This is a genomic window from Sedimentimonas flavescens, assembly GCF_025154035.1.
GTDB classification, from domain to species: domain Bacteria; phylum Pseudomonadota; class Alphaproteobacteria; order Rhodobacterales; family Rhodobacteraceae; genus Rhodobacter; species Rhodobacter flavescens.
In genome coordinates this window covers 96,357-119,415 of sequence record NZ_JAOALJ010000007.1, presented here as the reverse complement: position 1 = coordinate 119,415, position 23,059 = coordinate 96,357, and the positions used below count along the sequence as shown (strand labels likewise).

General features: G+C 65.1%; 25 protein-coding genes. 15 read left to right on the top strand and 10 right to left on the bottom strand.

What is annotated here, in order from left to right:
• Positions 1-3: 3 nt before the first annotated feature.
• Genes N3C64_RS13775 through N3C64_RS13765 form a run of 3 tightly spaced genes read left to right on the top strand, consistent with a single transcriptional unit; the run spans position 4 to position 2,356 of the window.
• Positions 4-558 (top strand): DUF721 domain-containing protein, encoded by a 555-nt coding sequence (locus tag N3C64_RS13775; protein WP_375546120.1) that lies wholly within the window; start codon positions 4-6, stop codon positions 556-558.
• Positions 559-561: 3 nt separating this feature from the next.
• Positions 562-1,215 carry a DsbA family protein gene (locus N3C64_RS13770; protein ID WP_218630379.1) on the top strand — a complete coding sequence of 218 codons (654 nt, stop codon included), beginning with the start codon at positions 562-564 and terminating at the stop codon, positions 1,213-1,215.
• A gap of 1 nt (position 1,216) precedes the next feature.
• Positions 1,217-2,356, top strand: a complete 1,140-nt coding sequence (locus N3C64_RS13765; protein ID WP_260014888.1) for a CaiB/BaiF CoA transferase family protein — start codon at positions 1,217-1,219, stop codon at positions 2,354-2,356.
• Between the two features lie 15 nt (positions 2,357-2,371).
• Here the strand turns inward: N3C64_RS13765 and N3C64_RS13760 are convergent, their stop codons facing one another.
• Positions 2,372-2,959, bottom strand: coding sequence for a glutathione S-transferase family protein (locus N3C64_RS13760; RefSeq protein WP_218630381.1), 588 nt, complete (start codon positions 2,957-2,959; stop codon positions 2,372-2,374).
• 132 nt (positions 2,960-3,091) lie between these two features.
• Here N3C64_RS13760 and N3C64_RS13755 point away from each other — a divergent pair, with 132 nt between their 5' ends.
• Positions 3,092-4,327, top strand: coding sequence for an MFS transporter (locus N3C64_RS13755; protein ID WP_218630382.1), 1,236 nt, complete (start codon positions 3,092-3,094; stop codon positions 4,325-4,327).
• Here N3C64_RS13755 and N3C64_RS13750 read toward each other — a convergent pair.
• Together N3C64_RS13750 and N3C64_RS13745 are read right to left on the bottom strand one after the other, a co-directional pair.
• Positions 4,315-5,157 carry an SDR family oxidoreductase gene (locus N3C64_RS13750; RefSeq protein ID WP_260014887.1) on the bottom strand — a complete coding sequence of 281 codons (843 nt, stop codon included), beginning with the start codon at positions 5,155-5,157 and terminating at the stop codon, positions 4,315-4,317. The two genes, N3C64_RS13755 and N3C64_RS13750, sit on opposite strands and share 13 nt — an antisense overlap.
• A complete protein-coding gene (locus tag N3C64_RS13745) occupies positions 5,154-5,447 on the bottom strand; it encodes an Rdx family protein (protein WP_218630384.1) in 294 nt (97 codons plus the stop codon). Before N3C64_RS13745 ends, N3C64_RS13750 begins: the two co-directional genes overlap by 4 nt.
• Before the next feature lie 75 nt (positions 5,448-5,522).
• On the opposite strand from N3C64_RS13745, the gene ade reads away from it, so the two are divergent.
• The 4 genes from ade (at position 5,523) to N3C64_RS13725 (ending at position 10,188) form a co-directional block, all read left to right on the top strand.
• Positions 5,523-7,325: an adenine deaminase gene (ade, locus tag N3C64_RS13740; protein WP_260014886.1), complete on the top strand. Its 1,803-nt coding sequence runs from the start codon at positions 5,523-5,525 to the stop codon at positions 7,323-7,325.
• Positions 7,322-8,797: an AMP nucleosidase gene (locus tag N3C64_RS13735; protein ID WP_218630386.1), complete on the top strand. Its 1,476-nt coding sequence runs from the start codon at positions 7,322-7,324 to the stop codon at positions 8,795-8,797. The genes ade and N3C64_RS13735 overlap by 4 nt, the downstream gene beginning before the upstream one ends.
• A gap of 148 nt (positions 8,798-8,945) precedes the next feature.
• A complete protein-coding gene (locus tag N3C64_RS13730) occupies positions 8,946-9,233 on the top strand; it encodes an HU family DNA-binding protein (protein ID WP_218630387.1) in 288 nt (95 codons plus the stop codon).
• A 91-nt stretch (positions 9,234-9,324) separates the two neighbouring features.
• A complete protein-coding gene (locus N3C64_RS13725) occupies positions 9,325-10,188 on the top strand; it encodes a DMT family transporter (protein WP_260014885.1) in 864 nt (287 codons plus the stop codon).
• Here N3C64_RS13725 and N3C64_RS13720 read toward each other — a convergent pair.
• The gene (locus tag N3C64_RS13720; RefSeq protein ID WP_260014884.1) at positions 10,185-10,748 is read right to left on the bottom strand and encodes a DUF4202 domain-containing protein; all 564 of its coding nucleotides are present in this window, start codon (positions 10,746-10,748) and stop codon (positions 10,185-10,187) included. The genes N3C64_RS13725 and N3C64_RS13720 overlap by 4 nt on opposite strands.
• Positions 10,749-10,825: 77 nt before the next feature.
• Between N3C64_RS13720 and N3C64_RS13715 the strand changes: the two genes are divergently transcribed.
• Positions 10,826-11,512 carry an NnrU family protein gene (locus tag N3C64_RS13715; protein ID WP_218630390.1) on the top strand — a complete coding sequence of 229 codons (687 nt, stop codon included), beginning with the start codon at positions 10,826-10,828 and terminating at the stop codon, positions 11,510-11,512.
• Here N3C64_RS13715 and N3C64_RS13710 read toward each other — a convergent pair.
• The 3 genes from N3C64_RS13710 to dapD all read right to left on the bottom strand — a co-directional run bounded on the left by N3C64_RS13710 (position 11,509) and on the right by dapD (position 14,161).
• Positions 11,509-12,777: a lytic murein transglycosylase gene (locus tag N3C64_RS13710; protein ID WP_218630391.1), complete on the bottom strand. Its 1,269-nt coding sequence runs from the start codon at positions 12,775-12,777 to the stop codon at positions 11,509-11,511. The two genes, N3C64_RS13715 and N3C64_RS13710, sit on opposite strands and share 4 nt — an antisense overlap.
• A 78-nt stretch (positions 12,778-12,855) precedes the next feature.
• Complete coding sequence (locus N3C64_RS13705; RefSeq protein ID WP_218630392.1) at positions 12,856-13,209, bottom strand: DUF8846 family protein; 354 nt, start codon at positions 13,207-13,209, stop codon at positions 12,856-12,858.
• A gap of 124 nt (positions 13,210-13,333) precedes the next feature.
• On the bottom strand, positions 13,334-14,161 hold the full coding sequence (dapD, locus tag N3C64_RS13700; protein WP_218630393.1) for a 2,3,4,5-tetrahydropyridine-2,6-dicarboxylate N-succinyltransferase: 828 nt from the start codon (positions 14,159-14,161) through the stop codon (positions 13,334-13,336).
• A 117-nt stretch (positions 14,162-14,278) separates the two neighbouring features.
• Between dapD and N3C64_RS13695 the strand changes: the two genes are divergently transcribed.
• Positions 14,279-15,085 carry an LOG family protein gene (locus tag N3C64_RS13695; protein ID WP_218630394.1) on the top strand — a complete coding sequence of 269 codons (807 nt, stop codon included), beginning with the start codon at positions 14,279-14,281 and terminating at the stop codon, positions 15,083-15,085.
• 89 nt (positions 15,086-15,174) lie between these two features.
• Here the strand turns inward: N3C64_RS13695 and rlmN are convergent, their stop codons facing one another.
• The gene (rlmN, locus tag N3C64_RS13690) at positions 15,175-16,356 is read right to left on the bottom strand and encodes a dual-specificity RNA methyltransferase RlmN (protein WP_260014883.1); all 1,182 of its coding nucleotides are present in this window, start codon (positions 16,354-16,356) and stop codon (positions 15,175-15,177) included.
• A gap of 109 nt (positions 16,357-16,465) precedes the next feature.
• Positions 16,466-16,990, bottom strand: a complete 525-nt coding sequence (locus N3C64_RS13685) for an invasion associated locus B family protein (RefSeq protein WP_218630396.1) — start codon at positions 16,988-16,990, stop codon at positions 16,466-16,468.
• A gap of 169 nt (positions 16,991-17,159) precedes the next feature.
• Here N3C64_RS13685 and N3C64_RS13680 point away from each other — a divergent pair, with 169 nt between their 5' ends.
• A complete protein-coding gene (locus tag N3C64_RS13680; protein WP_260014882.1) occupies positions 17,160-18,149 on the top strand; it encodes an asparaginase in 990 nt (329 codons plus the stop codon).
• On the opposite strand, the gene N3C64_RS13675 is transcribed toward N3C64_RS13680, so the two are convergent.
• Entirely contained in the window at positions 18,146-18,904 is a 759-nt protein-coding gene (locus N3C64_RS13675; RefSeq protein WP_218630499.1) for a TSUP family transporter, read from the bottom strand. The two genes, N3C64_RS13680 and N3C64_RS13675, sit on opposite strands and share 4 nt — an antisense overlap.
• 122 nt (positions 18,905-19,026) lie before the next feature.
• Between N3C64_RS13675 and N3C64_RS13670 the strand changes: the two genes are divergently transcribed.
• The 4 genes from N3C64_RS13670 to N3C64_RS13655 all read left to right on the top strand — a co-directional run bounded on the left by N3C64_RS13670 (position 19,027) and on the right by N3C64_RS13655 (position 23,000).
• Entirely contained in the window at positions 19,027-19,785 is a 759-nt protein-coding gene (locus tag N3C64_RS13670; RefSeq protein WP_260014881.1) for a sulfotransferase family 2 domain-containing protein, read from the top strand.
• Positions 19,782-20,672, top strand: a complete 891-nt coding sequence (locus N3C64_RS13665) for a CPBP family intramembrane glutamic endopeptidase (RefSeq protein WP_260014880.1) — start codon at positions 19,782-19,784, stop codon at positions 20,670-20,672. Before N3C64_RS13670 ends, N3C64_RS13665 begins: the two co-directional genes overlap by 4 nt.
• Before the next feature lie 72 nt (positions 20,673-20,744).
• Complete coding sequence (gene accD, locus N3C64_RS13660; RefSeq protein WP_218630400.1) at positions 20,745-21,653, top strand: acetyl-CoA carboxylase, carboxyltransferase subunit beta; 909 nt, start codon at positions 20,745-20,747, stop codon at positions 21,651-21,653.
• A gap of 72 nt (positions 21,654-21,725) precedes the next feature.
• Positions 21,726-23,000: a bifunctional folylpolyglutamate synthase/dihydrofolate synthase gene (locus tag N3C64_RS13655; RefSeq protein ID WP_260014879.1), complete on the top strand. Its 1,275-nt coding sequence runs from the start codon at positions 21,726-21,728 to the stop codon at positions 22,998-23,000.
• Positions 23,001-23,059 lie beyond the last annotated feature (59 nt).

Sequence of the window (23,059 nt, the reverse complement as noted above, 5' to 3'; positions counted from 1 at the left end):
GGGATGGCACCGAAAAAACCGCCGCAGATCAGCGACACGCCCGACCGCCGGATGCGCGGCTTCGAGCCCGCCGGGCGGCTCCTGCGCGAGCGGATTCGCGTGGCCGGTGAAAGCCGGGGGTTTGCGGTGTCGCGCCTTCTGACCCATTGGGCCGAAATCGTCGGCGAGGACATCGCCGCACAGACCCGCCCGGTCAAGATCGGCTATGCCAAGGGCGGGTTCGGTGCCACGCTGAGCCTGCTGACCCTTGGCGCCTCGGCGCCCATGTTGCAGATGCAGCTGCCGCAGATCCGCGAGAAGGTGAACGCCTGCTACGGCTACAACGCGATCTCGCGCATCGTGCTGACCCAAACGGCCCCCATCGGCTTCGCCGAAGGGCAGGCGCAGTTCACCCCCGCGCCCAAGGCCGAGAAACCGCCGCCATCGCCCGAATTGCGCGCCCGCGCCCATGAAACCGCCGAGGGCTTTGGAGATCCCACATTGCGCGCCGCGCTTGAAAAGCTGGCGCAAAACGTCCTATCGAGGTCCGAGAGCCGGGCCAAACTGAAGAAAGGCTGACTGATGAACCGACGCACCCTCCTTCTGGGAATTTCCGGGGCCGCCGCGATCGCCGTGACCGGCGGCTGGATCGCAAGCCGCAATGCCGGCACCCAGACCTCCTTTGTGCTGCCCGCCGCCGCCGATGAGAGCGCCGAGATCCTGCCCGATATCCCGCTGGGGGATGCGAATGCGCCGATCACGCTGATCGAATACGCCTCGTATACCTGCCCGCATTGCGCGACGTTCCATGACACGGTCTTTGCGCAGCTCAAGAAGGATTACATTGACACGGGCAAGGTGAAGTTCATCCACCGCGAGGTCTATTTCGACAAATATGGCCTTTGGGCCGGGCTGATCGCGCAATGCGGTGGCGCGCCGAAATACCACGCGCTGTCGGGTATGATCTACGAGACGCAGAAGGACTGGATCGGCGACGGCAAGGACGCCACCATCGCGGACAACCTGCGCAAGATCGGTCTCAAGGCCGGGCTGAGCAAAGAACAGATCGACACCTGCATGGCCGATCAGGAGCGCGTGGGCGCGATGATCGCGACCTACCAGAAGAACGCGACGGCGGACGATATCAACTCGACCCCGACGCTGGTGATCGACGGCGTGAAGCACTCGAACATGAGCTACGAGGAGCTCAAGGCCATTCTGGACGCGAAGCTCTGAGATGACGCCACTTGCAGGTCTGAAAGTCGTCGAACTGGCGCGGATTCTGGCTGGCCCCTGGGCGGGCCAGATCCTCGCCGATCTGGGTGCGGATGTGATCAAGGTCGAGGCCCCCGAGGGTGACGATACCCGTCGCTGGGGTCCGCCCTTCATCGAGCATGAGGGTGAGAAGAGCGCGGCCTATTTCCACGGCGCGAACCGGGGAAAACGCTCGGTCACGGCGGATTTCCGCACCCCAGAGGGGCAGGAGTTCGTGCGCCGTCTGGTCGCTGATGCCGATGTGCTGATCGAGAATTTCAAGGTCGGTGGTCTGGCGAAATACGGGCTCGATTACGAGAGCCTGCGCAAGGTGAACCCGCGGCTGATCTATTGCTCGGTCACGGGCTTCGGTCAGGACGGGCCCTATGCACACCGGGCGGGCTACGATTACATCATCCAGGGCATGTCGGGCCTGATGAGCGTAACCGGCCCGGCGGATGGCGAGCCGCAAAAGGTGGGCGTCGCGGTGACCGATGTCTTCACCGGCGTCTATGCAGCGGTCGGCATTCTGGCGGCCGTGCATCAGCGCAACACGACCGGCGAGGGGCAGATGGTCGATCTGTCGCTGCTGGACGTGGCGACCTCGATCATGGCCAATCAGGCGATGAACTTCCTCGCCACCGGCACCTCGCCCAAGCGGATGGGCAATGCGCATCCGAACCTGGTGCCCTACGCAGTCTTCCCGTGTTCGGACGGTTACGTGATCCTGGCGACGGGCAATGACGGGCAGTATCGCAAGCTCTGCGGCATTCTCGATCTCGAGGATCTGGCCGAGGCGCCACAATACCTGACCAACGCCGACCGCATCGCCAACCGCGAGGCGCTGACCGCGCTGATCTCGGAGCGCAGCCGCGGCTTTACCCGCGCCGATCTGCTGGCGGCCTGCGAGGCCAAGGGCGTTCCGGCCGGGCCGATCAACGAGATGGCGGATGTTTTCGCCGATCCGCAGATCGTCGCGCGCAAGATGCAGATCGCGCCCGAAGGCGTGCCCGGCGTGCGCCTGCCGATCGCCTTCTCGGGGGCGGATCTGTCGGTTGCAAAACCCTCGCCGCGTCTTGGCCAGCATCAGGCCGAGGTCGAGGCGGAGATGAACGCAAAGTAAGGGGGCACTGCCCCCTTACCGCACCAGCGCCTGCTTGTAGGCAGGGCGCGCGCGCATCCGGTCGAGATACTCGGTCAGGCGGTGCTCGACGATCGGGAACTTGGCGGCCAGGGCCCAGCTGAGGCAATGGCTCAGGATGATGTCGGGTACGGTCATCTCGTCACCCATGACGAAATCCCCATCGCCCATGCGCTGCACCAGCACATGCTGCGAGCGTTCGAATTCCCACCGCAGGGTGTTCTTGATGCCCGAAAGGCGCAGCTCCTCGGGCAGGATAAAGCTGTGCCGCGCGGCCATCCACAGCGCCGCGTCGAATTCATCGAGCAGGAATTGCGTCAGGCTGTCTTGCCGCGCGCGGGCCAGAGTTCCCGCCGGATGGGTCATCGCGCCGTGGCGGTCGGCAAGGAACTGGATGATCGCGGTCGAGTCGGTCACCGGTGTGCCATCGACGATCAGCACCGGCACCTTGCCTGCCGGGTTGAAGGCCACGACCCCTTCAGAGCGCGGCGCTGCCTTCACATGTTCATAGCTTTGGCCAAGCTCTTCGAGCATCCAAAGCACCCGCAGCGCGCGCGAGGCGACAGGACCGATAACGGTATACATGGGCTCCTCCGTTTTGCGCCATTGGGTCACGGGGCGCGGGGCAGCGCAAGGCGATTGTTCGGGACACAATCGCGCGATTGACGCAGTTGCAGCCGCATGGCGAAATGCGTCTTCGCGCGAAGGGAGACACCCATGACCAAAGCCCCCCTGTTAACCCCCGTCCTGATCGGCGGGGCGATCATCCTGATGCTGAATTTCTCGGTGCGGGCCTCGTTTGGCGTCTTCCAGATCCCGATCGCGACCGAGTTCGGCTGGCCGCGGGCCGAGTTCAGTCTGGCCATCGCGATCCAGAACCTCGCCTGGGGCATCGGGCAGCCGATCTTCGGCGCGCTGGCGGAACGTTTTGGCGACCGGCGCGCGATCATTGTCGGCGCGCTGATGTATGCCGCAGGTCTTGTGCTGTCTGCCTTCGCCACGGCGCCCTGGCAGCATGACCTGCTTGAGATCGCGGTGGGCTTCGGGATCGCGGGCACGGGGTTTGGCGTGATCCTCGCGGTCGTGGGCCGCGCGAGTTCCGACGAGAACCGCTCGCTCGCGCTTGGCATCGCCACCGCGGCGGGATCGGCCGGACAGGTCATTGGCGCGCCGATGGCCGAGGCGCTTCTGGCCTATTTCACCTGGCAGAGCGTGTTCATGATATTCGCGGTCGTGATCCTCGCGAGCCTTTTCGCGCTGCCGATGCTGCGCGCCCCGCAGCGCGCCACCCGGGCCGAGCTTGAGGAAAGCATGGGCACCGTGCTCAAGCGCGCCTTCAAGGACCCGTCCTATACGCTAATCTTCCTGGGCTTCTTTTCCTGCGGCTATCAGCTGGCCTTCATCACCGCCCACTTCCCCGCCATGGTGACCGAGATGTGCGGCGCCGTGGATCCGACGGGGATGCTGGCGGCCATTGGCATCGAGACGCAATCGGCACTGGGTGCCATCGCCATCTCGGTCATCGGTCTGGCGAATATCGCGGGTTCGATCTACGCCGGTTGGGCGGGCAAGCGCTGGTCCAAGAAGAAGCTTCTGGCACTGATCTATCTGGGCCGCACCATCGCGGCGGCGGCGTTCATCTTGGTGCCGATGACGCCCGCGACGGTGCTGATCTTCTCGCTGGTGATGGGCGCGCTGTGGCTGGCCACGGTGCCGCTGACCTCGGGGCTGGTCGCCTATATCTACGGGCTGCGCTACATGGGCACGCTTTATGGCTTTGTCTTCCTCAGCCACCAGATCGGCGCATTCCTTGGCGTGTGGCTCGGCGGTAAGCTGTATGACATCTACGGCGACTACACGATGGTGTGGTGGGTCGGCGTGGGCGTCGGTGCCTTCTCGGCCATCGTGCACCTGCCGGTGCGCGAACGGCCGATGCAGGCTCAGCCCGCCTGAAGCAGCGCCGCAAGCCCGGCGCGGTAATCGGGGTAGAGCAGGCTAACGCCAAGCTCCTGCTTGATCCGGTCGTTCCGGCAGCGCTTCGATTCCGCGTAGAAGCTGCGGGCCATCGGGCTCATGGTGGCCTCGTCATAGGGCACCATGGGCGGCTCGGGCAGGTTCAGCATCGCGGCGGCTAGGCTGAGCACGTCTTCGGGCGGCGCGGGTTCATCGTCGCAGACGTTGTAGATGCGCCCCGGATTGGGTCGCGCGATCGAGGCTGCCAGCACCCGTGCGATGTCAGTGACATGGATGCGCGAGAAGACCTGACCCGGTTTGACGATGCGCCGCGCGGTGCCGGCGCGCACCTTGGCGAAGGGGCCGCGGCCGGGGCCATAGATGCCCGCAAGGCGGAAGATATGCGGGTTGAGGCCGGGCACCGCAAGCCATTCGGCCTCGGCCAGAACACGCGCCTGACCGCGCTTGGTGGCGGGGGTGAGGGCGGTGTCCTCATCGACCCACTCGCCGCCATGATCACCATAGACGCCCACGGTCGACAGATACCCGGTCCATTGCAGATGCGGCGCGGCGGCGGCGATCTCGGCACCATGGGCGCGCAGCACCGGGTCGCCATCGTCATCGGGGGCGACCGAGGTCAGAAGATGCGTGACCTCGGACAGGGGCAGCGGCTGGCCCGGCCAGATCAGGGCCTCGATGCCCGTCGCGCGCAGGGCTGCGGCCTTTTCGGCACTGCGGGTGGTGCCGATGATGCGCCAGCCCTGCGGCAGCAGGATCTTGGCCAGTTCCTGCGCGGAATAGCCGTGGCCGATGCTCAGAAGGGTTTTCATGCGCCGCTCCGGTCGATGTGGCCCAGGTCGCGGTCGGGTTCGATCACGTCGCGCAGGCGTTTCTTGAGTTCTTTCGCATCGGGAAAACCGCCGTCGCGCTTGCGCTCCCACAGCAGCGTGCCATCGACCGAGACCTCGAAGGCGCCGCCATGGCCGGGGACAATGGTCACTCCGCCAAGGTCTTCGCCGAAGGTCGAGAGCAGCTCCTGCGCCATCCAGCCGGCGCGTAAAAGCCAGTTGCAACCGGTGCAATACGTGATCGTGACGAGCGGTTTCGATGCATGTTCCATGGCCTACTGATAGCGCGCCAAGCCGGTCATAACAACGTCACTTGCAAGCCTTCGAACTCGGTGGCACCCTGAGCCATGGAACATAAAAACACTTTGAAAACATGGCCCGAGGCCGCGCCGCGTCTGATTGCCGTCGCCGCGGGTCGGGAGGCCGCCGACCTTGTGATCCGGGGCGGCAAATGGGTCAACGTCCATACGCGAGAGGTTCTGGAGGGCTACGACATCGCCGTGGCCGAGGGACGCTTTGCCGCCATCGCGCCTGATCTGTCGGTCAATATCGGCCCGCAGACCGAGGTGATCGAGGCCAATGGCCGCTACATGATCCCCGGCCTTGTCGATGGGCATATGCATATCGAGAGCGGGATGCTCACCCCCGCCGAATTTGCCGCCGCCGTGATCCCGCATGGCACCACCACCATGTTCACCGACCCGCATGAGATCGCCAATGTGCTTGGCCTTGCGGGCGTGCGGATGATGCATGACGAGGCGTTGAAGCAGCCCGTCAACATTTTCACCCAGATGCCCTCCTGCGCGCCTTCGGCGCCGGGGCTGGAAACAACGGGCTACGAGATCACCCCCGAGGATGTCGCCGAGGCGATGACATGGCCCGGCATCATCGGTCTGGGCGAGATGATGAACTTCCCCGGCGTGATCCAAGCCGATCCGAAGATGCTGGCCGAGATCGCGGCGACGCAAAACGCGGGGAAAACCGTCGGCGGGCATTACGCCAGCCCCGATCTGGGTGGGCCGTTCCGGGCCTATGTCGCGGGCGGCCCGGCGGATGACCACGAGGGCACCTGCGAGGCCGATGCGATTGCGCGGGTGCGGATGGGCATGCGCTCGATGATGCGGCTGGGGTCCGCTTGGTATGACGTGAAGACGCAGATCACGGCGGTGACCGAGAAAGGCCTTGATCCGCGCAACTTCATCCTGTGCACCGATGATTGCCACTCGGGCACGCTGGTCAATGACGGGCATATGAACCGCGTCTATCGCCATGCGGTTGACTGCGGCGCTGACCCGCTGGTGGCGCTGCAGATGTGCACGATCAACACCGCCACCCATTTCGGGCTGGAGCGGGAGTTGGGCTCTGTCGCGCCGGGGCGGCGGGCCGATCTGATCCTGACCTCGGATCTTGTCACCCTGCCGGTCGAGCAGGTGATCGCACGCGGGCGCACCGTGGCGATGGGTGGCAAGATCACCGTCGACTGTCCGCATTACAACTGGCCCGAGGCCGCGCGTCAGACCGTGCATCTGGGCAAGGAACTCGCGACCGATGATTTCGTCATCGCTGCCCCCGAGGGCGCCAATACCGTCACCGCCCGCGTGATCGGCGTGGTCGAGAACCAGGCCCCCACCAAGGCGCTGACCGCCGAGCTTTCGGTGCTCGATGGCCGCGTCAATGGCGACCCCGCGCAGGACATCGCGCAGATCGCGCTGGTCGAGCGGCATCGCGGCACCGGCGGCGTGGTCAATGGTTTTGTCTCGGGCTTTGGTTACAAGGGCCGCATGGCCATGGGCTCGACCGTGGCGCATGACAGCCATCACATGATCGTTGTTGGCACCGACCGCGAGATGATGGCTGCCTGCGCCAATCGTCTGGGCGAGATGGGCGGCGGGATTAGCGTCTGGAAGGACGGGGCCGAGATTGCCTCGGTTCCGCTGCCGATCGCGGGGTTGATGTCGGACGACCCGGCCGCCACCGTGGCCGAACGTGCCTCGCGCATGGTCGAGGCGATGGCCGAATGCGGCTGCACGCTGAACAATGCCTATATGCAGCACTCGCTTCTGGCGCTGGTGGTGATCCCGGAGATTCGCATCTCCGACCTCGGGCTCGTCGATGTGACGCGGTTCGAACTGACGGAGCTTTTCGAATGAATGAACCGCTGACTACCCTGACCCCGCATACGCATGAGCCCGAGCTGTTCACCGACGCCGCTGAGGCCGTGGCGCGTCTTGAGGCGCTTTATGCCGAGGCGACCGGCTTCTTGCTGCAAAAGTTCAACGAGACGTTGAACGCGGGCCGCCCAAGTGCGCGCTTCCGCGCCTTCTACCCAGAGGTGCGGGTTTCAGTGGCCTCTCATACCAAGGCCGACAGCCGCCTGAGTTTCGGCCATGTCGCGCTGCCGGGAACATTTGCGGCCACGATCACCCGGCCCGACCTGTTCCGCAACTACCTGACCCAGCAGCTGGGCCTGTTGATCCGTAACCACGGCGTGCCGGTGCATGTGGGTATCTCGGCCACGCCGATCCCGGTGCATTTCGCGGTGGCCGCCCACCCCGAGGTGAGCGTACCGCAGGAGGGCGTTCTGGATTTCAGCCTGCGCGATGTCTTCGATGTGCCGGATCTGGCCAATATGAACGACGACATCGTCAACGGTATGGCCGGGCCGAACCCGGACGGCTCGGGGCATCTGGCGCCCTTCACCGCGCAGCGGGTCGATTACTCGCTCGCGCGGTTGCAGCACTATACCTCGACCGCGGCCGAGCATTTCCAGAACCACGTGCTGTTCACGAACTATCAGTTCTATGTCGATGAGTTCGAGAAGGTCGCGCGCAACATGCTGGCCGATCCGACCTCGGGCTATGAGGCTTTCGTAGCGCCGGGCAATGCGCAGATCACGGCGCCCGACGGGGTCATCCCGCATCTTGCGAAGATGCCGCAGATGCCCGCCTATCACCTCAAGCGCGCCGATGGGAACGGGATCACGCTGGTCAATATCGGGGTGGGGCCGTCGAACGCCAAGACCGCGACAGACCATATCGCCGTGCTGCGGCCCCATGCCTGGCTGATGGTTGGTCACTGCGCGGGGCTGCGCAATTCGCAATCCCTGGGCGATTTCGTCCTGGCGCACGCCTATCTGCGCGAGGATCACGTTCTCGACGATGACCTGCCCGTCTGGGTGCCGATCCCGGCGCTGGCTGAGATCCAGATCGCCTTGCAGGAAGCTGTGGCCGAGGTCACCCGGCTGGAGGGATATGAGCTCAAGCGCATCATGCGCACCGGCACCGTGGCCACCATCGACAACCGCAACTGGGAGCTGCGCGACCAGTCCGGCCCGGTGCATCGCCTCAGCCAGAGCCGGGCTGTCGCGCTCGATATGGAAAGCGCCACGATCGCGGCGAACGGGTTTCGGTTCCGTGTGCCCTACGGCACGCTACTGTGCGTTTCTGACAAGCCGTTGCATGGCGAATTGAAGCTGCCCGGCATGGCGACCGAGTTCTATCGCACCCAGGTGGCCAATCATTTGCAGATTGGCATAAGGGCGATGGAAAAGCTGCGACAGATGCCGCTGGAGCGTATTCACAGCCGGAAATTGCGTAGCTTCGAGGAAACAGCCTTCCTGTGACGCAACGCCGCCTTTGCCGGAAAACCCGTGGATAAAGGCGAAAAAGGCTTGCCTTGCCCTGAAAAAGCGTGTGTTAGGGGCGAACGAAGCCGTGTAACGCGGCCTGAAATTGACCCCGCAACAATCGGGGCGCATGAGAGGAAAAGCAATGTCGAAACCGCTGACCAAGACCCAGCTGGTGGCCGCTCTGGCCGAAGTCATGGGCTCGGACAAGAAAACCGCCTCGGCCGCGCTGGACGCTGTTGCCGAAGTCGTCACCAAGGAAGTCGCCCAAGGCGGCGCCGTGACCCTGCCGGGTATCGGCAAGGTCTATTGCAAGGCCCGCCCCGAGCGTCAGGTCCGCAATCCGGCCACCGGTGAGACCAAGACCAAGGAAGCTGATAAGCAGGTCAAAGTCACCATCGCGAAGGCGCTGAAAGACAGCGTCAACGCCTGATCGGTTCGCTCCCCCTTGCGGGGGCCGCGCCATCCGATAGGGTCGCCCTGCGAGCAGGGCGGCCTTTTTCTTTGGCCGGGAAAGGAAGTTGATGGATCTTCGCGCAATCGCAATGGGTCTGGCCTTCGCGCTGATGTGGTCCTCGGCCTTTACCTCTGCGCGGATGATCGTGGCCGATGCGCCGCCGCTGGCCTCGCTGGCGCTGCGCTTCATGATCTCTGGCCTGATCGGGGTGGGGATCGCACTTGCTGCCGGGCAAAGCTGGCGGTTAAGCCGCGCGCAATGGCGCGCGACGCTGATCTTCGGGTTATGTCAGAACGCGCTCTATCTGGGCCTCAACTTCGTAGCGATGCAATGGGTCGAGGCCTCTGTCGCCTCGATCATCGCCTCGACGATGCCCTTGATGGTTGCGGCCCTCGGCTGGGTCGTGTTCCGCGACCGGGTACGGCCCTTGGGCGTTCTGGGCTTGGCGGCTGGCGTCGTGGGGGTCGCGATCATCATGGGCGCGCGCCTGTCTGGGGGCGTCGATCCGGTCGGCATGGCACTGTGCTTCGTTGCGGCGCTGGCGCTGTCGATTGCCACGCTCAGCGTGCGTGGCGCGGCTTCGGGCGGCAATGTGATGATGATCGTGGGCTTGCAGATGTTCGTGGGTTCAGCAGTGCTGGCCGTGGCCTCTGTCGGGCTGGAGACCTGGGAGGTCAACTGGACCCCGCGCCTTCTGGGCGCCTTCGCCTATACCACGCTGGTGCCGGGGGTTCTGGCAACCTGGATCTGGTTCCGTCTGGTCGGGCGGATCGGCGCGGTCAAGGCCGCGACCTTCCACTTCCTCAACCCGTTCTTCGGCGTGGCCATCGCCGCAGCCGTTCTGGGTGAACGGCTGGGCTGGCTCGATCTTGTCGGGGTCGCGGTGATCGCGGGCGGTATTCTCGCGGTGCAGCTGTCGAAACAGGCCTAGTCGCGGAACGCGGTGGCGAAGGGTTCGGGCAGGTCGAACTCGGCCAGCGCACGGGCGCGGCCCTCGGGCGACATCTTGCGCGCGGTCTTCTGCACGATTTTCAGCAGTGCCCCGGGTTCTTGCGAGGGGGCGAAGGGGGCGAAGTAGTGCCGCACGAAGACAAAGCAGATCACGTCCTCAAGCGCCTGGACTTCGGCGTCGCGCTTGATGCCTTCCTTGCGCAGCATCTTCGCGGCCTGTTCGACGGCCTCCTCGTCATAGCCCGCTTCGCGCATGATGCCGGCCACGCGTTCGGCGTGGCGCCGGCCCTGTTCGCGGCGCCAGTTCAGGTAGCCCTCGCGCCCTTCGGGAAAGTCCGCGCGCGGCAGCAGCCAGCGTTCGATATGCTGGCCGCGCGCTGCTATTTGCAGCGGTTCGGACGCATCGGGGAACAGCCGCGTCAGCTCGGCCGACATGCGCTGACCGTAAAGCAGCGCGGCTGGCTGGCTGGCCTCGATCGTCGGATCGGCGGAATTGGCGGTGTCGATGGCGCGAAGTGCGCGGGCGAGGGGCGTTGTCATGGCGTTCCGGGGCTGATTTTCGTCAAGGCAAGGTTGCATGAATTCGTGGCAGGGTCCACGGCAAGAAGGAGAGGCATATGACAGGCTGGGCCGAGTTTCTGATCGCGGGCCTTATTTTCATGGCATCCCACGCGGTGCCTGCCAATCCACGCATCAAGGGGCGGATCGTGGCGCTGCTGGGCCCGCGCGGTTGGGTCTGGGGATTCAGCCTGCTCTCGACCGGGCTTTTGTTCTGGGTGATCTTCGCCGCCGGTCGCGCGCCGTTTGTCGAGCTTTGGCCGCAGGCGGGCTGGATGCGTTGGTTGCTCAACATCGCCATGCCGCTTGCGGTCGTGCTGGGAACATTCGGCGTTGCCGCGCCCAACCCCTTTGCGTTCGAGGGGCGGGCCGATGGCTTCGACCCTGACCGCCCCGGCATCGCGGGCGTGGTGCGCCAGCCGCTTTTGTGGGCGCTGATCCTGTGGTCGGGCGCGCATCTGATCGCCAATGGCGATCTGTCCCATGCGATCCTGTTTGGCGTGTTCCTGGCCTTCTCGCTGATGGGCATGCGCGCGATGGAGGCCCGCAAGCGCCGCCTTTGGGGTGAGGCCGAGTGGGCGCGGCTGGCGGCAAACACCTCCGACTGGCCGTTTCAGGCGCTGATCGCGGGGCGCTGGCGGCCCCGGCGGGGGCCGTCGCTCATGCGTCTTGGGCTGGCCGTGGTGCTCTGGGCGGGGATCTTTCACCTGCACGCGCCGGTCATCGGGTTCTCGCCGCTGCCTTAACGCAGGGCGAGCAGCACCTCCATCGAGGCGTAACCGTCGGGCGCTTTGCCATTGGCACGCTGCCAGGCCATGATCGCGGCGATGGTGTTGGGGCCGATCTTGCCATCGGTGCCCTGCGTATCGAAGCCGCGCGCGGTCAGACGCTCTTGCAGCTCCTGCCGCTCGGCCGCGTTTAGCGCGCGCCCGTCGCGCGGCCAGGCCTGTGCGAAGGGGCCGTGGCCCTTCAGCCGGTCCGACAGATGGCCCACGCCGATCACATAGGCATTGGCGTTGTTGTAGCGCGAGATCGCGGTGAAATTGCCAAAGATCATCAGCGCCGGCCCCTGCGCGCCCGCAGGCAGCAGGATTGAGGCCGACCCGTAATTCGGCACCCGTCCGCCATTCACAGACCGCACCCCAAGCGCCGCCCATTCGTCGGGCGATTTCTTCACCGTCTTGCCCGCGAGGTTGTAGTTGAAGCCCTGCGGCAGGCGCACCTCGACCCCCCAAGGCTGCCCTTTCGACCAGCCCGACCGCGCGAGATAGGCGGCGGTCGAGGCCAGCGCATCGGCCGGGTTCTCCGACCAGATATCGCGCTTGCCGTCGCCGGTGAAATCGACTGCGAAGGCAAGGTAGGACGTGGGGATGAACTGGGTATGGCCCATCGCCCCGGCCCAGGAGCCGGTCATGCGCCGCGCGTCGGTGTCGCCCGACTGGATGATCTGCAGTGCCGCGATGAACTGCTGCGCAAAGAAATTCCCGCGCCGCCCGTCATAGGCCAGCGTCGCCAGCGCCGGGATGATCAGCGTGCTGCCCCGGTTCTTGCCGAAGTTCGATTCCATCCCCCAGACCGCAACGACGACCTCCTTCTCGACGCCGTAGCGCGCCTCGATCTGGCGCAGCAGCGCTGCGTTTTCGGCCAGAGCCGCACGGCCGTTCTCGATGCGCGTGTCCGAGACCGCGCTGTCGAGATATTCCCAGATCGTCTTGGTGAACTCGGCCTGATTGCGGTCGCGTTCGATGACCTTGGGATTGTAGCGGATGTCTTGCGTGGCGCGCGCCCATGTTGCGTCTGAGATACCCGCCGCCTTTGCGCGGGGTTTGAACCCCTCCAGCCAGTTTTCGAAACCGCGCTGCACGGCGGGGTCAACGGGGGGGATCTCGTCGATCATCTGGGCTCCTGCGCGCATCGCCGGGCGGGGCGAGGTCTCCAGCGGGCCGGCACAGGCCGACAGGGTGCTGAAGGCCAAAGCGGTGACGGTGGCAAGATTGACTGCTCGTTTCATGGCCTGCCTGCTATTGGTTGTTTTCAGGCAGTCTAGCAAATGCCGCGGCAGGCGCAAATCGGCTTCGCGGCAAACCGCCTATTCGTTCTCGCCGTAGAAGGGCGTCATCTGCACGACGATGACCGAGTTTTCCTCAAGCGCGCGATCCATCAGGGCGCGTTCCTCGGGGTCGATCTCGTCGCCCTGTTTTTCGCGCTCGGCCAGCGTGCCGTAGCCGGTGACATCGAGCGGTGCCATGTCGGCCAGCTTGAGGATCGCCACGGTCTCGCGCACGGCCTCGGCCTCGTCTACGCCCGAGGCGTAGCACAGGATGCCCGCACCGGTCGCGCCCTTGGGCAGACCATCGCCCGCCTTGCGGCCAACCTCGACCAGCAGCGTGTAGACCTGCTGCGGGCGCTTTTCCTTGACGGGTTTTTCGGGCGTGTCGGTCATGGCGGTCTCCGGGGGTTCTGCCTGTCCGGGGTCACCCGCCGGGCCGGTCATGTCAAGTTCTTCCGCGCCCTTCACGCAAAAGGCCCGCCGCGAGGGCGGGCCTTGCACAGGGCGCGATCTGTGATCAGTCGCGCAGCAGCTCGTTGATCGAGGTTTTCGAGCGGGTCTTAGCGTCGACGCGCTTCACGATCACTGCGCAGTAAAGGTTGATGCCGTTCTTCGAGGGCATCGAGCCCGAGACGACGACCGAACCGGCCGGAACCTCGCCATACATGACCTCGCCGGTCTCGCGGTCGACGATCTTGGTGGACTGGCCGATATAGACGCCCATCCCCAGGACTGAGCCTTCGCGGACGATGCAGCCCTCGACCACCTCGGAGCGCGCGCCGATGAAGCAGTTGTCCTCGATGATGGTGGGGCCCGCCTGCATGGGCTCAAGCACGCCGCCGATGCCGACGCCGCCCGACAGGTGGACGTTCTTGCCGATCTGCGCGCAGGAACCCACGGTGGCCCAGGTGTCGACCATGGTGCCTTCATCGACGAAGGCACCGAGGTTCACGAACGAGGGCATCAGCACCACGCCCTTGCCGATATAGGCCGAGCGGCGCACGATGCAGTTCGGCACGGCGCGGAAGCCCGCGGCCTTCCACTGCGCCTCGCCCCAATGGGCGAACTTGCTGTCGACCTTGTCCCACCACGAACCGCCCTGCGGGCCGCCCGTCTGCACTTCCATGTCCTTCAGGCGGAAGCCGAGCAGAACGGCCTTCTTGGCCCATTGGTTGACGTGCCAGTTGCCATCGGCCTGACGCTCGGCCACGCGCAGCTGGCCCTGGTCAAGCGCATGCAGCGTCGACTCGATCGCGTCGCGGACCTCGCCCTTGGTGTGCGGGGTGATCGTATCGCGCGCCTCCCAGGCGGCTTCGATGGCGGTTTCCAGGGCGGCGTTCGACATGGTGTCCCCTTTGCAGATTGGCGCGTTGTCTATGGTCTTGTCAGGGAACAGCCTATAGTTGGAAGGCAGCCCCCGCGCAATGCAGCGCTTGGATCAACGCGCGAAAGGATCATTCCGATGGACGACGCACGCAGCCATCCGTTTCGTCATAGCCTCCAGGACGCCAAGGCGGCGAAACTCGTTCCCGATACGGCGCAAACCCGCGCTCCGGCCTATCGGCTGGCCTTCAGCGACACCGATTTCATGATGCGCGAAGAGCTGCGTCCGGTGCGGTTGCAGCTGGAACTCCTCAAGCCGCAGATGATCCTTGATGAGCGCGGTGTGAACTCGACCGTGGTGCTGATGGGCTCGGCGCGCATCCCAGAGCCGGGCGCCGAGGGTAAGGCCGCCGCGCTGTCGAACTGGTACGAGGAGGCGCGCAATCTCGCGCGGCTGATCACCGAGCGCAGCATGAAGACCTATGGCCGCGAGGATGTCGTGGTGACCGGTGGCGGGCCGGGCATCATGGAGGCGGGGAACCGCGGCGCGCATGAGGCGGGCGGGCATTCCATCGGCCTCAATATCGTACTGCCGCACGAGCAGGCGCCGAACCCCTATGTGACGCCCGACCTGTGCTTCAACTTTCACTACTTCGCGATCCGCAAGATGCATTTCCTGATGCGCGCCAAGGCGATCTGCATCTTCCCCGGCGGCTTCGGCACGCTTGACGAGATGTTCGAAAGCCTCACGCTGATTCAGACCGGGCGCATGCGGAAGATCCCGTTCATCCTCTTCGGTCGCGCCTTCTGGGAAGAGGTCGTGAACTGGCGGGCTCTGGCCAATGCCGGGACCATCTCGCCCGAGGATCTGGACCTGATCAGCTTTGTCGATAGCGCCGAGGAGGCGCTCGAGATCATCGACGGCTGGGAGTATGGCTGCGACTGAAACGGGGCCCTCGGCCCCGGGGGCGAAGCACGCCAATTTCTGCACCGCCGATTGGTGTCAGTGCAAATGCAGCACCGGGTGAGGCGGGCTTAGAGCCCCGCCTCCGAGGCGATCTGGGCCTTTGACTTGCGTGCGCGCTCGGTTGCGGATTTCAGCTGACCGCAGGCGGCCATGATATCCTCGCCACGCGGCGTGCGGATCGGGCTGGCATAGCCCGCTTTGTAGATGATGTCGGCGAAAGCCTCGATCCGCTCCCAGTCCGAGCGCTGATAGGGCGCGCCGGGCCATTCGTTGAACGGGATCAGGTTGATCTTGGCCGGAATGCCACGGATCAGCTTGACCAGGCGCTTGGCGTCGGCGTCGCTGTCATTGACGTCCTTGAGCATGACGTATTCGAACGTGATGCGCTCGGAGTTCGACAGCCGCGGATAGTCGCGCAGCGTGTTCAAGAGCGTCTCGATGTTCCACTTCTTGTTCACCGGCACCAGTCTGTCGCGCACCTCGTCGGTGGTGGCGTGGAAGCTGATCGCCAGCAGGCAGCCGATTTCTTCGGCTGTCTTGGCGATCTCGGGGACGATGCCCGAGGTAGACAGGGTGATGCGGCGGCGCGAGAGAGAGATCCCCTCGCCATCCATCACCACTTTCATCGCGTCGCGGACGTTGTCGAAATTGTAAAGCGGCTCGCCCATGCCCATCAGCACGACGTTCGACACAAGGCGGGTTTCGTCCTTGGGTGCGCCCTGTTGGGGCCACTCGTCCAGATCGTCGCGCGCGACCATGACCTGGCCGACGATCTCGCCCGCCGTCAGGTTGCGCACCAGCTTCTGCGTGCCGGTGTGACAGAACGAGCAGGTCAGCGTGCAGCCCACCTGCGAGCTGATGCACAGCGTGCCGCGGTTTTCCTCGGGGATATAGACGACCTCGACCTCATGCCCGCCCGCGATGCGCAGCAGGTACTTGCGGGTGCCGTCCATCGAGACCTGCTTGGTCACCACCTCGGGGACCGAGATCTCGAACTTCTCGTCCAGCAGGGCGCGGTAATCCTTGGCCAGGTTCGTCATCTGCGCGAAGTCGCGCACGCCCCAGTGATAGACCCATTGCCAGATCTGACCCACGCGCATCTTGGCCTGCTTTTCGGGCGTGCCCGCCTCGATCAGCGCATCGCGCAACTGCTCGCGGGTCAGACCCACAAGGTTGACCTTGCCGCCCTCGGGCAGCTTGCGCGGGATCGTATGCACGTCTTGCGTGATGGGTGCGGAGGGCGTGTTCATTGCGGTATCCTGGCTGGGCAAGCGCCTCATATAGGGGATTCGCTGCCAAACGTGTAGTGCAAATGCAAAAGCCCCGGCCAAGCCGGGGCCCTGGCGCGATGCGCGGGGTTTACTTGCAGCGCTTGGCGGCTTCGTCCATCGCGGCGGTGAACCCCATCAGCGAGAACTTGTCTTGCGTCTGTGTGCCGCGACCCGAACGGCCCGTCACGGTTACATCGGCGCCACCCTTGAGGGCTGCGATGATCTTGGCGTCTTCCTCGGCCGAGCCCGCCCAGGCACCTTCGCCGCTGGTGAAGAGCGAGAACTTCTGACCGTTGTTGACCGACATCTCGACCTTGGAGTCGGTCGCGAACGGGTAGCCGCCCATGAACGAGATCTCACCCGGCTTGCCCGGGCGGAAGGTCACGAACAGCAGGATATCGCCGCGGCGAACCTCGACCTTCTTGCCGTCCTTGGTGTTCACCGTCTCGGTGGGGGCCGAGACGCCCCAGCACTCTTTCGGGCTTTCTTCGACGAAAACGCTCCAGTCGGTGTTCGCGGCGACGCGGTTGCTGGTAGCCTGAGCCTGCGCCGCGCCGTGGAACAGGACCGAAGCGGAAAGGATCGCAGCGCCGCGCAGAACGGAATTCTTCATGGTTACAGCCTCCAGCTGCCAGATGCCTCTGCCCCGCCAAGCGGGCTTTCAGCCCTTTTTTCCAATGGCGGAAGTGATTTCAACTCGATATCCCACAGATAACGTAAAAGTGCCAATCGGGGAAAGCCCCAATGGCGGGAATTCGCGCATGCGTGAACGGGAGAGGGTGATGACGGCAGTACCGATGATCGAGTTGTGGCGCGGCGGGATGCTGGAATCGGCGCATGCGGGCCATGCTGTTATCTTTGGTCCCGGCGGGATCGAGGCCGCCTGGGGAGACCCGGCTGCGGTGATCTATCCGCGCTCGTCGTGCAAGATGGTGCAGGCGCTGCCGCTGATCGAGAGCGGCGCGGCCCATGCGGCGGGTCTGACCGATCGGCAACTGGCGCTGTCCTGCGCCTCGCATTCGGGGGGCGCCATGCATGTGCAAGGTGTGCAGGCGTGGCTTGCGACGCTTGGCTTGGCCGAGCCTGACCTGCGCTGCGGCCCGCAGATGCCGCGCGACCGTGCCGAGATGAAGCAGGTGATCTGTTCGGAGAGCGCGCCCTGCCAGTTGCATAACAACTGCTCGGGCAAGCATGCGGGTTTCCTGACGCTTGGCCGTCATCTGGGCGCGGGCCCCGAGTATGTCGAGATTGACCACCCCGTGCAGCGCGCGGTCAGGGCCGCCTTCGAAGAGGTAACGCAAGAGGCCTCTCCGCGCTTCGGGATCGACGGCTGTTCGGCCCCTAACTTCGCCTGCACGATCTCCGGGCTTGCACGCTCCATGCAGTTCTTTGCCGCCGCAAACCCCGAAGGCCCGATACGCGAGGCTGCTGCTGCGCGCCTGACCCGCGCGATGATGGCCTTCCCCGAGCTGGTCGCGGGCGAGGGTCGGGCCTGCACCGCGCTCATGCGTGCGCTGAACGGCAAGGGTGCGGTCAAGACCGGGGCCGAGGGCGTCTTCGTCGCCATCCTGCCAGAGCAGCGTCGGGGCATTGCCGTCAAGATTGCCGATGGCGCGACCCGCGCGGCCGAAGCTGCGATCACCGCGCTTTTGGTGCGGATCGGGGCGCTCGATGCCGCAGATCCGGTGGTTGAGCAGTATATCCCGCGCGCCATGACCAATCGGCGCGGGCTGGTGGTGGGCGAGATGCGCCTGGCGCCAGGTTTCGCTTAAATCATCTGCCAGATCAGCCGCAGCGCAAGCGCCGTCGAGGTCACGACCAGAAGCGGCTTGATCACCTTGGCGCCCACCCGCATCGCAAGGCGCGAGCCAAGCCGCGCGCCCGCGACCTGCGCCAGCCCCATGGCGAGCCCGGTAACCCACCAGGGCGCACCCACGGCCGCAAAGGCTACGAGCCCCCCGATATTCGAGGCGAAGTTCAGCAGTTTCGTATGCGCGGTCGCGCGCAGCACGCCGTAACCCGCCAGCGAGACAAAGCCGATCATGTAGAAGGCCCCCGCACCGGGGCCGATCAGCCCGTCATAGAACCCGATCAGCGGCACCACGAAGGCGGTGAATGTCGCAGGGCGAATCCGCTCGGCCCGGTCGGTGTCATCGAGGCCTTTCTTGAGCGCGAAAAACGCCGCGATCCCGATCAGCACGACGGGCAGCGCAAGCCGCAACCCCTCGGTCGGGATGACGGATACCAGAAGCGCGCCCACCAAACCCGCGACAAAGGCCAGCCCCGCGGCGCGGATCTGGCGGCGCAGGTTCACATGCCCCGAGGCCGCATAGGACAGCGCCGCCGTGGCCGCCCCGAATGAGCCCTGCACCTTGTTGGTTGAAAGCGCCTGCAGGGGCGTGGCACCGGCCAGCAGCAGCACGGGCAGGGTGATCAGCCCGCCTCCCCCTGCGATACTGTCCACAAAGCCCGCAGCAAAAGCCGCGGCAATCAGCATCAGGGCAAGCTCCAGCGAGACTTCGAACATGCGGCACCAAGGGGTCAGACTGTCTTTCATCGGCTGCCCTCCTCCCAAAGTAAAGAGAGCCGATTGCTTGCGGCGCTGAGGTGCGCGTATTACCGTTCGGCACCTGCGGGGACCCAAGGCCAATGCAACGCTCGACCACGATCATCCACTATGCCCCCGCCAAGCTGGTCGTGGTTCTCGTTCCCAAATGCGGATCGACGACAATGATCGCGGCGTTCCTGACCCTTGCGGGCCTTGGCGCGCATGTTCCAACCGCGCGCAACTTCATTCGCTCGGATGAGGGCAGGGCGCAGATGCACGCCGCCGGGTTGGAGGTACGGCCCGTCCGGTTCGAGGAGCTGGCGCAGATGCAGCAGCGCGATCCCGGCTATCGTTTCCTGACCGTCCTGCGCGACCCGACCGAGCGTTTCGTCTCGGGGTATTTCAGCAAGATCAACCGCTATGCCAAGCGATTTGCCCGCCGTGCCTATCTGTGGGGCAAGCTACGCCAGGCCCTGAGCGGCCCGCGCGCCTGGCCCCATATCGAGCAGGCGAACCGCCACATCCGCAAACTGATCCCGTTCGAGCAGTTTGTCTCGGGGATGGAGCGGCACGGTACCGAATGGGATTCGCATTTCCGTCCGCAGGGCCAGACCGTTGGGCACGAGCTGATTCGATATGATCGCGTGCTGATGCTTGAGACGCTCGATGCGGCGCTGATCCCGACGCTGCAAGACCTTGGCTTCGACACGGCAGAGTTGGCGTTGTTGAAGACGCTCCCACGCAAGAACCCGACACAGACGCCGCAGACCACGCGCGGGCAGCTTCTGACACCCGATCTGCGGGCCCGCATCGCGCGGCTCTATCACGACGATCTCAGATTCCTCGGACAGATGCAGTGATCCCTGTGGCCCCCTATCCGCGCCTTTCCCAGTTCAGCGCCCCGGCCCGCGACAGCGCCGAGATCTGGCGCACCTTCGCCGGTGTGATCGGCATCGCGGTGCTCTACATGGCCTTCGTCTTTGGCGCGCTCAGCGCCATCGCCAAGATGATGAGCGAGTTCGAATTCGCACGCCTCGTGGCGGGCATGGTCGGCGCCTCGACCCCGATCGGGCTGTCGATGACGCTTGCCACCTTCATCCCGATGCTGATGGCGGCGTTGCTCGTGGCCAAGATCTTGCATGGGCGTGACTTCTCTACGCTGATCGGGCGCGGGGCGCTGCATGACTTCCTGCGGGTCTCCGCGCCCCTTTTGTTGCTGGTATTCCTGATGATGCCGCTGTCGCTGCTCAACCCCGACGTGGGTGCGGCGACACCATTCTCGGTTCTGCTGCGCTGGCTTCCGGCGGCGTTGCCGCTCCTGCTGCTTCAGATCACCGCTGAAGAGGTCGTCTTTCGCGGCTACCTGCTGCAGCAACTCGGTGCGCGCAGCACGCGTCCGCTGGCCTGGATGGTGCTTCCCTCGGTTCTGTTCGGGGTGCTGCATTACGCGCCGGGCGATTTCGGGGCGAATGCCATCTGGCCCGCGCTCTGGGCCTTTGTCTTCGGCTGCCTTGCTGCCGATCTGACGGCGCGCACCGGAAACCTTGGCGCGGCGCTGGCAATGCATTTCGCCACGAATTTCTCGTCGATCTTCCTCGTGGGGCTTTACGGCAATCTCGACGGTCTGGCGCTCTATACGCTGGTGATCAACAGCCGGGACTTCGCCTCGCTCGCCCCCTATCTTGCAACCGACTTCGCCGCGATGCTCGTCTCGTGGCTTCTGGCGCGGCTGATGCTGCGCGTCTGATTGCATTTCCCGCGCGTCGGGCTTATCTGGGGCGGACGTGACGGAAGGCGCATTGCAGAAGGACACAGGCAGATGAACTGGATCTCGAACTACGTCCGACCCAAGATCAACTCGCTGTTCTCGCGCCGTGAGGTGCCTGAGAACCTTTGGACCAAATGCCCCGAATGCGGAACCATGCTGTTCCATCGCGAACTGGCGGACAATCAGAACGTCTGCACGAACTGCGATCACCACATGGCGATCACCCCGCGCGAGCGCTTCACCGCGCTTTTTGACGGCGGCATCTTCTCCGAGGTCAAGGTCCCCGATCCGATCACCGATCCGCTGCAGTTCAAGGATCAGAAGAAATACCCCGACCGGATGAAATCCGCGCAGAAATCGACGGGCGAGAAAGAAGCCATGCTGGTCGCCGAGGGCGAGATCGGCCGCACCCCGATCGTCGCCGCCGCACAGGACTTTTCGTTCATGGGCGGCTCGATGGGCATGTATGTCGGCAACGCGATCATCGCGGCGGCCGAACGTGCGGTGAAACTCAAGCGCCCGCTCGTGCTGTTCTCGGCTGCTGGCGGCGCGCGGATGCAAGAAGGCATCCTGTCGCTCATGCAGATGCCGCGCACCACGGTCGCGGTGCAGATGCTCAAGGAAGCCAACCTGCCCTATATCGTCGTGCTGACCCACCCGACCACGGGCGGGGTGACGGCCTCCTACGCGATGCTGGGCGATGTGCAGATCGCTGAACCCAATGCGCTGATCTGCTTTGCCGGCCCGCGCGTCATCGAACAGACCATCCGCGAGAAACTCCCCGAAGGCTTCCAGCGCGCCGAATACCTGCTCGATCACGGCATGCTCGACCGCGTGACCCACCGGATGAAACTGCGCGAGGAACTGATCACCATCCTGCGCATGCTGATGGGGCTGCCTCCAGCCGTCGCGGGCGATCTTCCGGCACCGGGCAAATCGGCCGAAACGACCAAGGCCTGATCTTCAACGTGGCATAAATATCCCGGGGGTCCGGGGGCAGCGCCCCCGGCCCGGCTCGATCGGGTGACCCAGATGACCCAGCCCTCCGACCAGATCCTGACGCGGCTGATGTCGCTGCATCCCAAGGTGATCGACCTCACGCTTGACCGGATGCACCGCATCCTCGCCGCGCTCGACCACCCCGAGCGCGCCATCCCTCCCGCGATCCATATCGCGGGCACGAATGGCAAGGGTTCGACCCAGGCGATGATCCGCGCGGGGCTCGAGGCCGAGGGCAAGCGCGTCCACGCCTATACCTCGCCCCACCTCGCGCGCTTCCATGAACGTATCCGGCTTGCGGGCGATCTGATTTCGGAACCTGCGCTCGCTGCGCTGCTCGATGAATGTGAAGCCAAGAACGGCGGCGTTCAGATCACCTTTTTCGAGATCACCACGGCGGCGGCCTTCCTGGCCTTTGCCCGCACCCCGGCCGATTTCACCTTGCTCGAGGTCGGCCTTGGCGGGCGACTTGATGCAACGAACGTGATCGACCGCCCCGCGCTCAGCATCATCACCCCGGTCTCGATCGACCATCAGCAATTCCTGGGCGAAACTCTGCCCGAGATCGCGGGCGAGAAAGCCGGGATCATCAAGCGCGGCGTGCCTGTGGTGGTCGGCCCGCAAAACCCCGAAGGCCTGGCCGTGATCGAGGCGCGTGCCGAGCGCCTCGGCGCACCGATTTTCGCTTACGGCCAGCACTGGCACGCTTTCGAGGAGCGCGGCCGCCTGATCTATCAAGACGAGAACGGCCTGATGGACCTGCCATTGCCGAACCTGCCGGGGCCGCATCAGATCCAGAATGCGGGCGCGGCCATCGCGGCTTTGCGCACGCTCGGCTATGGTGAGACCGCCTGCGAGGCCGCCGTGACCCGCGCCAAATGGCCCGCGCGGATGCAGCGCCTGCGCCGTGGCCCGCTGGTCGAACAGGCCCCGGGGATCGAGCTTTGGCTCGACGGCGGGCACAACCCGGCGGGGGGTGAGGCCGTGGCCGCGACGCTGGCGCGTATGCCCGCGCGCCCCACGCATCTGATCTGCGGGATGCTCAATACCAAGGATGTCGCGGGCTACATGCGCCCGCTGGCGGCGCATGCGCAAAGCCTGACCGCCGTCGCGATCCCCGGTGAGCCGAACACCCTGCCTGCCGAAACCACGGCCGAGGCCGCCGCCCGCGCGGGTTTCGCGCGCAGCGGCATGGCGGCGTCGGTGGCCGAGGCGCTTGCGGCAATCGCCGCGCAGGACGCGCAGGCCCGCGTGCTGATCTGCGGCTCGCTCTACCTTGCCGGGCAGGTTCTGCGCGACAACGGCTAGGCCTTCCGCGCGCCCATGTAGCAAGCATTGTGCGTAATGTGCGCTATACGCGCCTGCGC

Bases quoted from the DNA above. Each gene is read 5' to 3' on its own strand.
- N3C64_RS13705 (WP_218630392.1), bottom strand. From the start codon at position 13,209: ATGACCGACACGCCCGAAAAACCCGTCAAGGAAAAGCGCCCGCAGCAG.
- N3C64_RS13735 (WP_218630386.1), top strand. From the start codon at position 7,322: ATGAATGAACCGCTGACTACCCTGACCCCGCATACGCATGAGCCCGAG.
- N3C64_RS13760 (WP_218630381.1), bottom strand. From the start codon at position 2,959: ATGTATACCGTTATCGGTCCTGTCGCCTCGCGCGCGCTGCGGGTGCTT.
- N3C64_RS13750 (WP_260014887.1), bottom strand. From the start codon at position 5,157: ATGAAAACCCTTCTGAGCATCGGCCACGGCTATTCCGCGCAGGAACTG.
- N3C64_RS13765 (WP_260014888.1), top strand. From the start codon at position 1,217: ATGACGCCACTTGCAGGTCTGAAAGTCGTCGAACTGGCGCGGATTCTG.
- accD (WP_218630400.1), top strand. From the start codon at position 20,745: ATGAACTGGATCTCGAACTACGTCCGACCCAAGATCAACTCGCTGTTC.
- N3C64_RS13655 (WP_260014879.1), top strand. From the start codon at position 21,726: ATGACCCAGCCCTCCGACCAGATCCTGACGCGGCTGATGTCGCTGCAT.
- rlmN (WP_260014883.1), bottom strand. From the start codon at position 16,356: ATGAACACGCCCTCCGCACCCATCACGCAAGACGTGCATACGATCCCG.
- ade (WP_260014886.1), top strand. From the start codon at position 5,523: ATGGAACATAAAAACACTTTGAAAACATGGCCCGAGGCCGCGCCGCGT.
- N3C64_RS13720 (WP_260014884.1), bottom strand. From the start codon at position 10,748: ATGACAACGCCCCTCGCCCGCGCACTTCGCGCCATCGACACCGCCAAT.
- dapD (WP_218630393.1), bottom strand. From the start codon at position 14,161: ATGTCGAACGCCGCCCTGGAAACCGCCATCGAAGCCGCCTGGGAGGCG.
- N3C64_RS13770 (WP_218630379.1), top strand. From the start codon at position 562: ATGAACCGACGCACCCTCCTTCTGGGAATTTCCGGGGCCGCCGCGATC.
- N3C64_RS13755 (WP_218630382.1), top strand. From the start codon at position 3,092: ATGACCAAAGCCCCCCTGTTAACCCCCGTCCTGATCGGCGGGGCGATC.
- N3C64_RS13745 (WP_218630384.1), bottom strand. From the start codon at position 5,447: ATGGAACATGCATCGAAACCGCTCGTCACGATCACGTATTGCACCGGT.
- N3C64_RS13685 (WP_218630396.1), bottom strand. From the start codon at position 16,990: ATGAAGAATTCCGTTCTGCGCGGCGCTGCGATCCTTTCCGCTTCGGTC.
- N3C64_RS13680 (WP_260014882.1), top strand. From the start codon at position 17,160: ATGACGGCAGTACCGATGATCGAGTTGTGGCGCGGCGGGATGCTGGAA.
- N3C64_RS13670 (WP_260014881.1), top strand. From the start codon at position 19,027: ATGCAACGCTCGACCACGATCATCCACTATGCCCCCGCCAAGCTGGTC.
- N3C64_RS13725 (WP_260014885.1), top strand. From the start codon at position 9,325: ATGGATCTTCGCGCAATCGCAATGGGTCTGGCCTTCGCGCTGATGTGG.
- N3C64_RS13710 (WP_218630391.1), bottom strand. From the start codon at position 12,777: ATGAAACGAGCAGTCAATCTTGCCACCGTCACCGCTTTGGCCTTCAGC.
- N3C64_RS13730 (WP_218630387.1), top strand. From the start codon at position 8,946: ATGTCGAAACCGCTGACCAAGACCCAGCTGGTGGCCGCTCTGGCCGAA.
- N3C64_RS13695 (WP_218630394.1), top strand. From the start codon at position 14,279: ATGGACGACGCACGCAGCCATCCGTTTCGTCATAGCCTCCAGGACGCC.
- N3C64_RS13675 (WP_218630499.1), bottom strand. From the start codon at position 18,904: ATGTTCGAAGTCTCGCTGGAGCTTGCCCTGATGCTGATTGCCGCGGCT.
- N3C64_RS13715 (WP_218630390.1), top strand. From the start codon at position 10,826: ATGACAGGCTGGGCCGAGTTTCTGATCGCGGGCCTTATTTTCATGGCA.
- N3C64_RS13775 (WP_375546120.1), top strand. From the start codon at position 4: ATGGCACCGAAAAAACCGCCGCAGATCAGCGACACGCCCGACCGCCGG.